Here is a 14,336-nt window from a genome sequence, read left to right as displayed (position 1 = left end):
AGAGAACGCCATGAACCGCAAGAAGCTGCTTTTGTCCGCCATGATGTGTGCCATGGGGGCTGCAGCATGGGCCCCCGCCATGGCGCAAGAGGGCAACTACCCCACCAAACCCATCACGCTGGTGGTGCCCTTTCCTGCAGGCGGTGCCACCGATGTGCTGGGCCGTGTGATTGCCAAGAAGCTGGGCGACAAGCTGGGCCAGAACGTGGTGGTAGACAACAAAGGCGGCGGTGGCACCACCATTGGCGCCGCCTATGTGGCCAAGGCGGCCCCGGACGGCTACACGCTGCTGATCAGCTCGGGCACCACCTTCACGGTGAACCCTGCGGTGCGCCCCAAGCTGCCTTACGACCCTGTCAAGAGCTTTGAGCCCATCGGCATCACCGGCCGCACAGGCCTGATCCTGCTGGCCAACAAAGATGTGCCGGTGGCCGACGTGAAGCAGTTTGTGGCAGCGCTCAAGGCCGCGCCTGAAAAGTACTCCTATGGTTCGTTTGGCGCGGGCACCACCTCGCAGTTCGCGGGTGAAATGTTCTTCCACGCTGCGGGCGTGAAGATCCAGCACGTGCCCTACAAGGGCAGCGCCCCAGCCATGACGGATTTGATTGGCGGGCAAATTCCCTTCACCGTGGACACGGTCTCAGCCGCCTTGCCGCACCTCAAGGACGGCAAGGTCAAAGCTATTGCCGTCACCACCGCCAAGCGCACTTCCTTGCTGCCTAAGGTACCTACGCTGGCGGAGAGCGGCTATCCCGGCCTGGACATGGACACGTGGCTGGCCGTGGTGGCGCCGCGTGGCCTGCCACCAGCTGTCAAGTCGCGCCTGGAGCTGACGCTGGCACAGGTGGTGTCTGACCCGGAAACCCGCGATAAGCTCCTGAGCATGGGCTTTGAGCCCGCCTATGGCTCGTCCAGAGCCCTCGGCGAATTGATTGACAAAGAGCTGCCCTTGATGCGCGCCATTGCCCAGCGTGCCAGCATCACAGCAGACTGAAGAAAGCGACACGCCTGACATGACCACACACAGCCCTTTGGTTGAGCTGACCGCGAACGAATTGCGCGAGCGCATCGGCACCCGCGAGGTGTCGCCCGTTGAATTGCTGGAGGCCTGCATCGAGCGCATCGAGGCGATCAACCCCCACATCAACGCGATCACGGCCACTTGCTACGACCGTGCCCGCACCGAAGCCAAGGCGGCTGAGCAAGCGGTGCTGCGCGGCGAACCACTGGGCTTGTTGCACGGCTTGCCGTTGGGCGTGAAGGACCTTGAAGCCACGGCTGGCCTGCTGACCACCTACGGCTCGGAGATTTACCGCGACCATATCCCCGCGCAGGACAACGTGCTGGTGGCCCGCCTGCGTGCGGCGGGCGCCATCGTGGCAGGCAAGACCAACATTCCTGAAATGGGAGCGGGTGCCAATTCGCGCAACACGGTGTGGGGGGCCACGGGCAACCCTTTCAACCCCAATTTGAACGCAGGCGGCTCGTCGGGCGGCTCTGCGGCTGCGCTGGCCTGCGACCTGTTGCCCGTGTGCACAGGGTCCGACACGGGCGGCTCGCTGCGCATTCCCGCATCCATCTGCGGCGTGGTGGGGTTCAGACCCTCGCCGGGTGTGGTGCCCAGCTCGCGCAAGCTGCTGGGCTGGACGCCCATCTCGGTCGTCGGCCCCATGGGCCGCACGGTGGAAGAAGCCTGCCTGCAACTGGCCGCCACAGCAGGCATGTCGGCGGGCGACCCGCTGAGCTACCCGCTGGACCCGAGCAGCTTCCTGCTGCCCGAAACCGTGGATTTGAGCCGCTTGCGCGTGGCCTACACCGAGGACTTTGGTGCCTGTTCGGTGGACGACGGCATCCGCAGCGTCTTTCGCAGCAAAGTGCAGGCCATGAAGCACCTTTTTGCCAGCTGCGATGCCATCGACGTGGACCTGGGCGACGTGCACCGCTGCTTTGATGTGCTGCGCGCTGAAGCCTTTGTGGCCAGCACGCGGGATGCTTACGAACGCGACCCTGCCAGCCTGGGCCCCAACACCCGCGCCAATTACGAAATGGGTGCCGCCATGACGCTGTTGGACAGCGCCTGGGCGCAGGCGGAGCAAACGCGCATCCTGGCCCGGTTCCAGAAACTGTATGAGCACTACGACGTGATCCTGGCGCCCACCACGCCGGTTTCGCCATTTGCCTGGACGCAACTGTTTGCCAGCCACATCAACGGCGAGCCGCAGGCTAACTACTACCGCTGGCTGGCGCTGACCTATGTCACCACGCTGACCACGCACCCCGCGCTGAGCCTGCCCTGCGGGCTGGATGCGCAGGGCATGCCGTTTGGCTTGCAGATCGTGGGCCGCTTCCGTGCCGACCGGCACACGCTGGGCGTGGGGCATGCGCTAGAAAAAGCCTTCAAGGGCATTGCCGGGCTGGCGCGCCCCAGGCCCGATTTGGCCAAACTGCGGGCCACCCGTGCCGAGCCCGCATTGACCTCTATCGCCACGGGGGCGCCCGACCCGCGTGATGCGCGCAGCTTGCCCCGCGACGACCGTGCGGCCTCGGCTGCGCTGGTGTCTGCGGTTTGAATGGGGGGTACAGACCATGCAAACCCTACAAAAGGCAGATTACATCGTCATCGGTGCAGGCATTGCGGGTGCGTCGGTGGCTTGGCAGTTGGCGCAAGAAGAGGGACAGGGCGCGAGCGTGCTGCTGCTCGAGCGCGAATCTCAGCCCGGCTACCACACGACGGGGCGCTCAGCGGCCCTGTACATGGCCACCTACGGCACGCCCAACATCCAGGCGCTGACCCGGGCCAGCCGCGCGTTCTACGACGCGCCGCCGCCGGAATTTGGTGACGACCCCATCCTTTCGCCGCGTGGGGTGGTGTACGTGGCAGGGCCAGACCAGCTGGACTTGCTGCGCCAGACCTATGACGAGGCCCGGGCTGCCTCGCCCAATGTCGAGTGGGTAGAGCAGGCGGCCTTGCTGGCCCAGCTGCCCTGCCTCAAGCCCGAAGCCGTGGCTGCAGGCATGAGCGAGCCCGAAGCCGCCGACATTGACGTGCACGCCCTGCACCAGGGCTACTTGCGGGGGCTGCGCCAGCGGGGCGGGCAGGTGCTGACCCACGCAGAGGTCACAGCTTTGCAACGCCAGGGCGATGTTTGGCAAGTCACGCTGGCCGATGGCAGAGTCTTGGAGGCCAAAACCATCGTCAATGCTGCGGGCGCTTGGGCCGATGTGGTGGCCGGTCTTGCGGGCGTGCCCCCCATCGGGCTGGAGCCGCGCAGGCGCACCGCTTTCACCTTTGCGGTGCCCGAGGGCATGGATGCGCACCAATGGCCCGCCGTGGTGAGCGTGGACGAGAGCTTCTACTTCAAACCCGATGCGGGCCAGCTGCTGGGCTCCCCCGCCAACGCCGACCCGACCCATCCGCACGATGTGGTGCCCGAAGAATTGGATGTGGCCACAGGCATCTACCACATTGAAGAGAAAACCACCTTTCAGATCCGCCGCCCATCCCACACCTGGGCTGGGTTGCGCTCTTTCGTGCCTGATGGGGACATGGTGATTGGCTGGGACAACCATGTCCCGGGATTTTTCTGGCTGGCCGGGCAGGGCGGCTACGGCATTCAAAGCGCAGCAGGTGCATCGCTGCTGGCGCGGCAGCTGTTGCGCGCTGAGCCACTGGCCGACAGCCTGGTCCGCGAGGGTGTCTCCGTCGAAGGCCTGTCACCCGCGCGCCTGCGCTAGCCTTGACACTGTGCCAAGAATGGGGGAAGGGGCCTGTAGCCCCTTTTTGCGTTACGCCTTGCTTGGCGCAGCGCGCTCAGGCAAAAGTGTTGACCTGGGTGCCCAGTGTGCCGCTGGTGGCCAGGGCGGGCTGCGGCATCGATTGCTGCATGGCATTGAGCATGGTGCTGGCCGATGTCGCCTGAATGTCCAGTGCTTTCTTGAGCACCACCATGTTCAATGCATCCGATGTTTTGGCACTGGCCAGCGAAGTGGCGGTGCTGACAATGCTGTTGGTAAGTGCCACGTCCATGGTGATTCCTTGGGTTAGTGGTTAGTTATCGGCAGGTAGGTACTCGGTATTGAGCTCTTTTTGAGGGGGCTGGCGCGTTGTTACATCTCGCGGGCTTCAATCCATCCCACCCGGCCTTGGCCACTGTCATTGATGCGCTGTTGGCAAGCAGCGGCCTGGCTTTTCGGTAGCCGCCACTGCAGTGTGACCAGTGAACCATGGTCCACCCGCAGCAGCTCCGCCCCAACCGCGTCAATTTCGCGGCGCAGCAGCCCCTCTAGCGAATAGGGCACGCTGCATTCGAGTGTGGCCATGGCCTGTAGCACCACCTTGGGGGCGGTCAGCAGCGCCTGGGCCACGCAGTCGGTATAGGCCCGCACCAGGCCTCCAGCGCCCAGTTTCACGCCGCCAAAGTAGCGCACCACGGTGGCCAGAACGCCTTCCAGGTCCTGGTGGCGCATCACGTCCAGCATGGGGCGGCCGGCCGTGCCGCTGGGCTCGCCATCGTCGACCGCAGCCGACTGCCCGCCGGCCAACAATGCCCAGCACACATGGGCCGCGCCGGGGTGTTGCTTCCATAGCGCATCCACCACGGCTTGCGCACTGGCCCGGTCAGGCATGGGCTGCACGCAGCCGATGAAGCGGCTTTTCTTGATGATGAGTTCGCTGTGGGCCGGGGCGGCCAGGGTCTGGGGCATGGGGGCCTGAGTGTAAAGCGCCACCACGCCTGCCCCGCTGGTGCCGCTGCGGGCGGGCAGAACACCACAGCGCATTTCTTTGCATATGCACATGCGGTTTTAGTATTTGTATTTGGCATGCTTGATGCATCATGATGCGTAAATCTTATTCATGTGCTATGGAAATTCGCCAACTTGAAGCCTTCGCAGCTGTGATGACCTCCGGGAGCGTGACAGGCGCCGCCCGCTTGCTCGACCGCTCTCAGCCCGCCATCACGCGTTTGGTGCAAGAGCTGGAGGCGGAGATTGGCTACGCCCTGTTTGTGCGCAGTGGCCCCCGTGTCACACCCACCGAGCAGGCCTACCTGCTGTATGGCGATGTGGAGCGCGCCTTGGGGGGCTTGCGGCACATCCGTGCCCGCGCTGCAGACATCGCGCGGGGCAGTGCCGCGCAACCCCTGGTGCTGGCGGCCACCTCTGCACTGGCCGTGGGCTTGATGCCGCAGGCCTTGCGGGCGCTGGAGGCCCGCAACGGAGTGACGCCGGTGCGCCTGCGTTCGGCGGCGCCCGAACAGGTGGTGCAAGACGTGCTCAACGGCGTGGTGCAGCTGGGCGCCAGCAGCCTGCCTTTGGAACACAAGGGCCTGCAGGTGCTGTGGCTGGGCCAGGCGCCTTGCGTGGCAGTGCTTGCGGCCAATGACCCGTTGGCCGCGTTGCCCGTGGTGCCACTCGCGGCCCTGGCGCAGCGCCGCATCGTGACCATGAGCAACCCCTACCGATTGCGCCACCGGCTCAACGCGGTGTGGCCCCAGGCTGCGGGCGCAGCAGATGCCGCGCTGCAGCAGCCCTTCATCGAAACCAACTCCTCCATCAACGCCCAGGCCTTGGTGCGCGCCGGGCTGGGCGTGGCGGTGCTGGAGCCGCTGACCGCGCTGGGCGCGCCCGCCGAAGGGGTGGTGGTGCGGCCGCTGGATTTGTCCATACCGTTTGACTTTGGCGTGGTGGTGCCTGCGGGCCGCCCCATCAGCGAGCCCGTGCAGGCGCTGGCCAACGCGCTGCTGCTGGCCGCCCAGGCCGTGCCGGGTTTCGTGCAGCACAGCGCTGCTGAGCAGGTGCGGCTGTTGCAAGGCAAGGCAGCGGCGCCTGAATTGAGTGACAACTTTTGACTGTGACGACCCTATGACATTACCGTCCCCCGCTGAACCCTCCGCCACGACCGCAGTGTCTGGCGACGCCCTTGGTTTGCCTGCCCTGGAGGCGCGCCTGCGCCAAGACCTGCAGTGGCTGTGCCTGCCCGCCAAGCCCTGGGTGCCTGCGCGCACGGTCGATGGGCAAGAGGTGTTGGACGTGGCCATCGTTGGCGGTGGTATGGGCGGGCTGGCGCTGGCTGCGTCGCTGCGCAACCTGGGGGTACAAGCCCGCATTTTTGACAAGGCACCCGTTGGCTTTGAGGGCCCTTGGGCCACCACGGCGCGCATGGAAACCCTGCGCAGCCCCAAAGAGCTCACGGGCCCCGCGCTGGGCCTGCCCGCGCTGACCTTCCGCGCCTGGTTCGAGGCCCAGTTTGGCCTGGAGCAGTGGCAAGCACTCGACAAAATTCCGCGCCTGCAATGGGCCGACTACCTTCGCTGGTACCGCCAGGTGCTGGGCCTGGATGTGCGCAACCACCAGCATTTGCAAGATGTGCAACCGCGTGGCGACGGCGTGGTGCAACTGAGCCTGCGGGACGAAACCCCGGGCGCAGCGCCCCGGCCCTACACCGTGCTGGCCCGCCATGCCGTGCTGGCCACCGGGCGCGACGGCCTGGGTGGCCCTTGGCTGCCCGACTGGGCCACCCAGGTGCCGCGTGAGCGCTGGGTGCATTCCTCACACGAGTGGGATGGGGAAGCACTGCGCGGCCTGCGTGTGGCCGTGATTGGCGGTGGCTCGTCGGCCATGGACGCCGCCGCAACGGCGCTGGAGCATGGCGCTGCACGCGTGGATTTGCTGATCCGCCGCGCCGAGCTGCCGCGCGTCAACAAAGGCAAGGGGGCAGGCAACCCCGGCATGTCCCAGGGCTTCTGGGCCCTGCCTGACGAGTGGAAGTGGCGCTTTCGGCGGTACATCAACATCTCGCAAGTGCCGCCACCCCATGGCAGCACACTGCGGGTATCGCGCCATACCAACGCGCATTTCCACCTGAACACCCCCGTGACCGGCGTGCAGCAGCGCAGCGATGGCGTGCTGCGCATCGACACCGGCAAAGGCCCACTGGCCGCCGACTTTGTGATTTTCTGCACCGGCTTTCGCACCGACTGGGGCCAGCGGCCTGAGTTTGCGCGGCTGGCTCCCCATGTGCGCACCTGGGGTGATCGGTTCGCGCCAGCCGATGGTGTGCCCGATGCTGAGCTGGCGGGCTCGCCCGACCTGGGGCCGGTGTTTGAGTTCCAGCCGCGCACGCCGGGGGCCTTGCCGGGGCTGGAGCGCGTGCATTGCTTCAACTACGCCGCAGCGTTGTCGCAAGGCGCGGGCGCTGGCGACATTCCGCAAATCAGCGATGGTGCGCAGCGCCTGGCCCGTGGGCTGGCGGCAGGCCTGCTGGCGCAGGACGTGCAAACCCATTACAGCGCCATGCAGGCCTATGCCGAGCCCGAGCTGGACGGCACGGAATGGACACCCGCTGAGTTTCCGCCCTACGACGAAGCCGTGCCAGCCGGTGCGGCTGAACCGGTGGCACAGGCATGACGCTGGGCTGGCTGCTGCGCCGCTTGGCCCAGGCCGCGCTGGTGGTGTGGGTGATGACGATGATCGTCTTTGTGGGCCTGCACTCCATTGGCAACCCGGTGGACATCCTGGTGGGCGACGACATGAACCAGGCCGAACGCCTGGCGGCCATTGCCCGCCTGGGGCTGGACAAGCCCCCGTGGCAGCAATACCTTGCGTTTGTCGAGGGTGCCGTGCGTGGTGAGCTAGGCAAGAGTTTCGTCTACCAAGAAGACGCTGTGCGTCTCATCCTGCACCGTTTGCCCGCCACGCTAGAGCTGGCCGTGGCCGCTTTGCTGCTGGCGGTGGTGCTGGGTGTGCCGCTGGGGCTGTGGGCGGGTATGCGGCCCGAGCATCCGCTGTCCAAAGGGCTTATGGCGGGCAGCATTGTGGGGTTCTCGTTGCCTGCGTTTTGGGTGGCGCTGATGCTCATCATGGTGTTCAGCGTGCAACTGGGCTGGCTGCCCGCCAGTGGCCGGGGCGAGACACGCTCTCTGCTGGGCGTGCAATGGTCCTGGCTGACGTGGGACGGGCTGCAGCACCTGGTGCTGCCCGCGTTCAATCTGGCGCTGTTCAAGATTTCGCTGGTGCTGCGGCTCACACGCGCCGGGGTGCGTGAGGTGCTGCCGCAAGACTTTGTGAAGTTTGCGCGCGCCAAGGGCCTCTCGCCCCTGCGCGTGGTGCTCATGCATGTGCTACGCAACACGCTGATTCCACTGGTCACGGTGCTGGGCCTGGAGCTGGGATCGACCATCGCTTACGCAGTGGTCACCGAGTCCATCTTTGCCTGGCCGGGCGCGGGCAAGCTCATTTTGGACAGCATCAATTCGCTGGACCGCCCCGTGGTGGTTGCTTATCTCATGGTGGTGGTTGTGATCTTTGTGACACTCAATTTGCTGGTGGACGTGCTCTACCGCCTGCTTGACCCGCGCGTGCGGCTGGAGGGCGCAGCATGAGCGGGGCAACACCTACCCCTGCGGTCAGAGACCGCTCGATCTGGTGGCGCGTGGGCACGGACTTTGTGCAATCGCGCGTGGCCCTTGGCGGCTTGGTGGTGCTGGCCCTGGTGGCCATCGCCGCCCTGTGCGCGCCCTGGATCACGCCGCAAAACCCCTACGACCTCATGCAGCTGGATGTGATGGACGCGCGCCTGCCCCCCGGCAGCACCAGTGCAGAGGGCGGCTACCGCTACGTGCTGGGCACCGACGGGCAGGGGCGTGACCTGTATTCGGCCATCATTTACGGCCTGCGCATCAGCTTGCTGGTGGGCGTGGGATCGGCCCTGATTGCGGCGGTGCTGGGCACCCTGTTGGGCCTGCTGGCCGCCTACGCTGGAGGCAAGGTCGATGCGGCGCTGATGCGGTTGGTGGACTTGCTGCTGTCGTTTCCCACCATCCTCATGGCGTTGATGATCCTGGCCTACATGGGCAAGGGCATTGGCAACGTGGTGCTCACGCTGGTGCTGCTGGAATGGGCCTACTACGCCCGCACCGCCCGGGGCCAGGCCCTGGTGGAGGCGCGGCGCGAATACGTCGAAGCAGCTCGGGGGCAGGGCATTGGGCCCTGGCGCATTGTCACCGGGCACATCCTGCCCAACTGCCTGCCGCCGCTGCTGGTCATTGGTGCGCTGCAGGTGGCACGCGCCATCACGCTGGAGGCCACGCTGTCCTTCCTGGGTCTGGGCGTGCCCATCACCGAGCCATCGCTCGGGCTGCTTATCTCCAACGGCTACCAATATCTGCTGTCCCACGAGTACTGGATCAGCTTCTTCCCGGGCCTGGCGCTGCTGGGCACCATCGTGGCCATCAATCTGGTGGGTGACCAATTGCGCGATGTGCTGAACCCAAGGCTAGAAAAATGACCGACTCTCTTCTTGAAGTGCGCAATCTGGTCACCCGCTTCCACACCCGCGCAGGGGTGCTGCCGGTGGTCGATGGCGTGTCGTTTGTCATTGGGCGCGGCAAGGTGCTGGGCCTGGTGGGGGAGTCGGGCTCTGGCAAGTCGGTCACCGGTTTTTCCATCATGGGCCTGGTCGATGCGCCGGGGCGCATCGAGGGTGGGCAGGTACTGCTGAACGGGCAAGACACTACCCAGCTGAGCGAGGCCGAGCGCCGTGCGCTGCGCGGCAACCGCATGGCCATGATCTTTCAGGACCCCATGGCCACCCTCAACCCCGTGCTGCGCATTGACGTGCAGATGATGGAGACGGTGCTGGCACACCGCAAGGTGTCCAAAGCCCAGGCGCGTGAGCAGGCCGCACAGACGCTGGCGCTCATGGGCATCCCCAGTCCGCACGAGCGGCTGCTGGCCTACCCGCACCAGCTCTCGGGCGGCATGCGCCAGCGCGTGGCCATTGCCATTGCCATGCTGCATGGGCCCGACCTCATCATTGCCGACGAACCCACCACGGCGCTGGACGTGACCATCCAGGCCCAGATACTGTCTGAGGTGCAAAAACTGGTGCGCGAGCGCGGCACCTCGCTGATCTGGATCAGCCACGACCTGTCGGTGGTGGCCGGGCTGGCAGACGAGATTGCCGTCATGTACGCCGGCCGCATCGTGGAGCAGGGCACGGTGGACCAGGTGCTGGACCACCCCCAACACCCCTACACCCAGGGCCTGATTGGCAGCCTGCCCAGCGCCAACCGGCGCGGCGCGCGGCTGCGGCAAATCCCGGGCATGGCGCCCCAATTACTGAACATGCCCGCAGGCTGCGCCTTTGCCCCCCGGTGCGACCGGGCCAGCGCGGCTTGTGGCCAAAAGCCAGAGTTGTTGGCGGTGGCGTCGGCAGCGGGCCAGGGCGATGCTGGCACGCACCGCGTGCGTTGCTTTCACCCCGGCGCTGGCACGGCGTCCCCATTGGCGGAGGCCGCATGAACGCAACCACCCCTTTGATTGAGCTGCGCGGCGTCGCGCAGCGTTTTGGCAAGCAGGCGCCTAAAGGCCCGGTGAGCCAGGCCCTGCAGCGCCTGGGTCTGGCGAAGGCACCCGTGGTGACGCACGCGGTAGACGGTGTGGACCTGCAAGTAAACCCTGGCGAAGTCGTGGGGCTCGTGGGCGAGTCCGGCTGTGGCAAGTCCACCCTGGGGCGCATTGCCGTAGGCCTGCTGCAGCCCACCGAGGGCGAGGTGCTGGCCCAAGGCCGTGCGCTGCATAGCCTGCAAGGGCCAGAGCGCACCGCGGCGCGCCTGGCCACGCAAATGGTGTTTCAAGACCCGTTTGGCAGCCTGAACCCCCGCCTGCGCGTGGCGCGCATAGTGGGCGAGGCCGCCCGGCTGCACGGCCTGACCGATGCAGCGGGCGAGGACGACTACGTGTGCGCCCAGCTTGCACGTGCGGGGCTGGACCCATCGCTGCGCTTTCGCTACCCGCACCAGTTCAGCGGCGGCCAGCGCCAGCGCATTGGCATTGCCCGGGCGCTGGCGGTGCAGCCCACGCTGCTGGTATGCGACGAGGCCGTAGCAGCACTCGACGTGTCCATTCAGGCGCAAATCCTGAACCTGTTCATGGACCTGCGCGACCAGTTGGGCCTGGCCTACCTGTTCATCAGCCATGACCTGGGCGTGATCGAGCACCTGAGCGACCGGGTGGTCGTGATGTACCTGGGCCGCGTGGTGGAAACCGCGCCGGTCGAAGAGCTGTTTGCCCGCCCCAACCACCCCTACACCCGTGCCCTGCTGGCAGAAATCCCGCGCATTGGCAACCGGGGCACGCACTTTGGCGCGATTCGGGGCGAGATTCCCAGCCCCATCCACCCGCCCTCGGGCTGCCACTTTCATCCGCGCTGCCCGCAGGCCATGCCGCGCTGCGCCACCGAGGTGCCCACGCTGCGCGGCATTGCCATCCAGCACGCCAGCGCTTGCCACCTCAATGACGGCGCCTGAGCATTTTTCAAACCGCTTCCACACCGTTTTCGCCCTTGACCGCATTCAACCGGAGATTGACCCCATGACCCCCTTGCGCCTTGCCGTGATCGCTGCGGCCGCCTTGCTGGCCGCCAGCGCCCAGGCCCAGAACCTGTCTATCGCCTTTGCCGACCCCATCTCGTCGGTGGACCCGCAGCTCAACAACCATGCGGGCGACCGCTCGTTGGCGCTGCACTTCTGGGATTCGATCATCAACTCGCGCGACGGCGGCAAGCTGGAGCCCGCGCTGGCTTCGAGCTGGAAATCGCTCGATGAAAAAACCTGGGAGTTCAAGCTGCGCAGCGACATCCAGTGGCAAGACGGCAAGGCCTTCTCGGCCGACGACATCGTGTATTCGTTCACCCGGGCGCGCAACGTGCCGGGCTCCGTCGCGTCGTATGCCGGTGCGCTGCGCACGGTGGAATCTGTCACCGCCAAAGACGCCCACACCGTCATCGTCAAGACCAACACCCCCAACCCCATGCTGCCGCTGGAGATCGCCTCCATCTACATCGTGAGCAAGCATGTGGGCGAGAAGAGCAAGACCGAGGACTACAACGCAGGCCGCGCCGTGGTGGGCACGGGCCCATACAAGTTTGTCTCGTTCACGCCGGGCGACCGCACCGTGTTTGAGCGCAACCCTGGCTACTACGGCCCCAAGCCCGAGTGGGAGAAGGTCACCTACCGCTTCATCAACAACGGTGCCGCCCGAACTGCCGCACTTCTGGCGGGCGATGTAGACGTGATCGACAAGGTGGCCGTGACCGATGTGGAGAAGCTGCGCAAGACGCCCACCGTGAGCGTGTATACCTACCCCGGCCTGCGTGTGCTGCTGCTGCAGCCCAGCTTCAAGCCCGGTGCCAACGAATTCATCACCGACAACGCGGGCAAGCCGCTGGCCGAGAACCCACTGCGCGACCAGCGCGTGCGCCAGGCCCTGTCGGTGGCCATCAACCGCAAGGCGTTGGCCGACCGCGTGCTGCAAGGCACCGTGACCGAAGCCAACCAGTGGATGCCCAAGGGCAGCTTTGGCTACAACCCCGAGGTCAAAGACATTGCCTACAACCCCGAGCAGGCCAAGAAGCTGCTGGCCGATGCGGGGTTTGCCCAGGGCTTTCAGATCACCATCCACGTGCCCGGCGACCGCTACCCCCAGGCACCTGAGACGGTGCAGGCTGTGGCCCAGTTCTGGAGCCGTGTGGGCGTGAAGACCAAGGTGGAGGTGGTGCCATGGGCCGCGTACTCCAGCCGCGCCAACAAAAACGACTACGCCGTGAGCGTGATCGCCTGGGGCAATGGCACGGGCGAGGCGGGCTATGGCCTGCTGCAAACCCTGGCCACCACCGACGCCAAACGCGGCCGGGGCGCCAACAACTGGGGGCGTTACAACAATGAATCGGTGGACAAGGCGCTGGATGCTGCCACGGTGGAGTTCTCGGCCGACCGCCGCTCCGCCATTTTCCGCCACGCGGCCAAGCTGGTGACGGACGACGTGGGCCATATCCCGTTGTTCCACTACCAGAACATCTGGGCCGCCAAAAAGGGGCTGAAGGTTACCCCGCTGCTGAGCGACCGCACCACGGCGCTGCAGGTCACGCGCGCGGCCAAGTAATCGGCCCACATCACAGAACAGCACCAAGGCGGCACCCCGTATGACGGCTTTGCTCACCATCACGCCGCAGCACGCCTTGATCGACGTGCCGCGCCACATCACCGTGCAGGGCCTGGCGCCCGGCGAGCGCATCACCCTGCACAGCACCACGGTGCGCGGCCCTGGCGTGCACTGGCGCGCCCAGGCCGACTTTGTGGCCGATGCGCAGGGTCAGGTAGACCTGCAGCGCGATGCGCCTGTGGAAGGTAGCTACGAGGGCGTATCGCCCATGGGGCTGGTGTGGTCGCAAGTGCCAGAGGGGGGCCGCGCCCCGCGCGAGCTGTTTGCCGCCGAGCCTTCGGCTGCACTGACCACCACCATCAGCGTCACACGCCAAGGCGCTGACGCAGGTTCAATCGTTGAAGCTGACCTAGTGCAACAGCTGGCAGGCGAGGGCGTGACGCGGCGCGAGGTGCGCGAGGACGGCTTGGTGGCCACGCTGTTCACCCCCGCACCGCGTGTGGATGGCCTAGCGCCGCCAGTGATCGTGGTGCTCAACGGATCGGGGGGCGGGCTCAACGAGCCGCGTGCTGCGCTGTACGCATCGCACGGCTACGCAGCCCTGGCGCTGGGCTACTTCAAGGCGCCGGGCTTGCCCGACTACATCTCCAACACACCGCTGGAGTATTTTGAAAACGCCCTGCAATGGGTGCATAGGCATCTGCGACCCCACCGGGGGCAGGTGGCGCTCAGCGGGCAGTCGCGCGGTGGCGAGCTGGTGCTGCTGCTGGGATCGATGTTTCCGCAATGGGTGTCTGCCGTCATTGCCTACGTGCCCGGCGCGGTGGTGCACAGCGCACAAAACGCCTGCGACCCAGCCCTGGGGCCCGACAGCCGCAACGGCCCCGCCTGGCTGTACCGGGGCCAGCCCCTGCCGCACCTGTGGCAAGCCAACCGCACGGCCACCTGGCAGCCATGGGACGAAGGCCCCGAGCCGCGCCGCCATGCAAACGCCTTGCTCACGGCCCTGCAGGATGCCGATGCGGTGGAGCGTGCTGCCATCGCGGTGGAACGCATTGCAGGCCCGGTGCTGCTGCTGTCGGCCAGCGACGACGGTTCTTGGCCATCGAGCCTGTACTGCCGCATGGTGGCTGACCGGCTGGCCCGCCACGCGCACCCCCATGCCGTGCAGCACCTGGACTTTGAGGGGGCAGGGCACTCCATCCTGTTCCCGTTTGTGCCCACTACGCAGCTGGTGTATGCCCATCCGGTGTCGAGGCGGCTCAGCACCACGGGCGGCTCGCCCGCGCCCAATGCCCTGGCCGACCAGCAGTCGTGGACTGGGGTGCTCTCGTTTTTGAAGCAATCTTTCGGCGTCTGACTTGCGCTGGGGCCTGATTTTGTTTGAATTTTTT

13 protein-coding genes are annotated in these 14,336 nt (G+C 66.2%); 11 read left to right on the top strand and 2 right to left on the bottom strand.

Features of this window, described 5'->3' with window-relative positions; genetic code table 11:
- The first annotated feature begins 10 nt into the window (after positions 1–10).
- From EAG14_RS10900 to EAG14_RS10890, 3 genes are read left to right on the top strand one after another with little or no spacing between them, the layout of a single operon-like run.
- On the top strand, positions 11–994 hold the full coding sequence (locus EAG14_RS10900; RefSeq protein WP_099658619.1) for a tripartite tricarboxylate transporter substrate binding protein: 984 nt from the start codon (positions 11–13) through the stop codon (positions 992–994).
- A 19-nt stretch (positions 995–1,013) separates the two neighbouring features.
- Positions 1,014–2,570, top strand: coding sequence for an amidase (locus EAG14_RS10895; protein ID WP_121730421.1), 1,557 nt, complete (start codon positions 1,014–1,016; stop codon positions 2,568–2,570).
- 16 nt (positions 2,571–2,586) lie between these two features.
- Positions 2,587–3,735, top strand: a complete 1,149-nt coding sequence (locus EAG14_RS10890) for an FAD-binding oxidoreductase (protein ID WP_121728863.1) — start codon at positions 2,587–2,589, stop codon at positions 3,733–3,735.
- A 76-nt stretch (positions 3,736–3,811) separates the two neighbouring features.
- On the opposite strand, the gene EAG14_RS10885 is transcribed toward EAG14_RS10890, so the two are convergent.
- Together EAG14_RS10885 and EAG14_RS10880 are read right to left on the bottom strand one after the other, a co-directional pair.
- The gene (locus EAG14_RS10885) at positions 3,812–4,027 is read right to left on the bottom strand and encodes a YjfB family protein (RefSeq protein WP_099655390.1); all 216 of its coding nucleotides are present in this window, start codon (positions 4,025–4,027) and stop codon (positions 3,812–3,814) included.
- A gap of 80 nt (positions 4,028–4,107) precedes the next feature.
- The gene (locus EAG14_RS10880; RefSeq protein ID WP_099655391.1) at positions 4,108–4,704 is read right to left on the bottom strand and encodes a YigZ family protein; all 597 of its coding nucleotides are present in this window, start codon (positions 4,702–4,704) and stop codon (positions 4,108–4,110) included.
- Between the two features lie 158 nt (positions 4,705–4,862).
- Here EAG14_RS10880 and EAG14_RS10875 point away from each other — a divergent pair, with 158 nt between their 5' ends.
- The 8 genes from EAG14_RS10875 (at position 4,863) to EAG14_RS10840 (ending at position 14,302) form a co-directional block, all read left to right on the top strand.
- Complete coding sequence (locus EAG14_RS10875; protein ID WP_121728862.1) at positions 4,863–5,849, top strand: LysR family transcriptional regulator; 987 nt, start codon at positions 4,863–4,865, stop codon at positions 5,847–5,849.
- Positions 5,850–5,862: 13 nt separating this feature from the next.
- Complete coding sequence (locus EAG14_RS10870; RefSeq protein ID WP_121728861.1) at positions 5,863–7,407, top strand: NAD(P)/FAD-dependent oxidoreductase; 1,545 nt, start codon at positions 5,863–5,865, stop codon at positions 7,405–7,407.
- Positions 7,404–8,381 (top strand): ABC transporter permease, encoded by a 978-nt coding sequence (locus EAG14_RS10865; RefSeq protein WP_121728860.1) that lies wholly within the window; start codon positions 7,404–7,406, stop codon positions 8,379–8,381. The genes EAG14_RS10870 and EAG14_RS10865 overlap by 4 nt, the downstream gene beginning before the upstream one ends.
- Complete coding sequence (locus EAG14_RS10860) at positions 8,378–9,286, top strand: ABC transporter permease (RefSeq protein WP_099741103.1); 909 nt, start codon at positions 8,378–8,380, stop codon at positions 9,284–9,286. The genes EAG14_RS10865 and EAG14_RS10860 overlap by 4 nt, the downstream gene beginning before the upstream one ends.
- Positions 9,283–10,302 (top strand): ABC transporter ATP-binding protein, encoded by a 1,020-nt coding sequence (locus EAG14_RS10855; protein ID WP_099741104.1) that lies wholly within the window; start codon positions 9,283–9,285, stop codon positions 10,300–10,302. Before EAG14_RS10860 ends, EAG14_RS10855 begins: the two co-directional genes overlap by 4 nt.
- A complete protein-coding gene (locus tag EAG14_RS10850; RefSeq protein WP_121728859.1) occupies positions 10,299–11,309 on the top strand; it encodes an ABC transporter ATP-binding protein in 1,011 nt (336 codons plus the stop codon). The genes EAG14_RS10855 and EAG14_RS10850 overlap by 4 nt, the downstream gene beginning before the upstream one ends.
- Before the next feature lie 64 nt (positions 11,310–11,373).
- Positions 11,374–12,942 (top strand): ABC transporter substrate-binding protein, encoded by a 1,569-nt coding sequence (locus tag EAG14_RS10845; protein WP_121730420.1) that lies wholly within the window; start codon positions 11,374–11,376, stop codon positions 12,940–12,942.
- A 40-nt stretch (positions 12,943–12,982) separates the two neighbouring features.
- Positions 12,983–14,302: an acyl-CoA thioesterase/bile acid-CoA:amino acid N-acyltransferase family protein gene (locus EAG14_RS10840; protein ID WP_121728858.1), complete on the top strand. Its 1,320-nt coding sequence runs from the start codon at positions 12,983–12,985 to the stop codon at positions 14,300–14,302.
- The last annotated feature ends 34 nt before the right edge of the window (positions 14,303–14,336 follow it).

The sequence above is a fragment of the Acidovorax sp. 1608163 genome (assembly GCF_003669015.1).
In the GTDB taxonomy this organism is placed as follows: Bacteria; Pseudomonadota; Gammaproteobacteria; order Burkholderiales; family Burkholderiaceae_C; genus Acidovorax.
The sequence above is the reverse complement of the archived record's forward strand: the minus strand, read 5'-3'. Positions and strand labels throughout refer to the sequence as shown.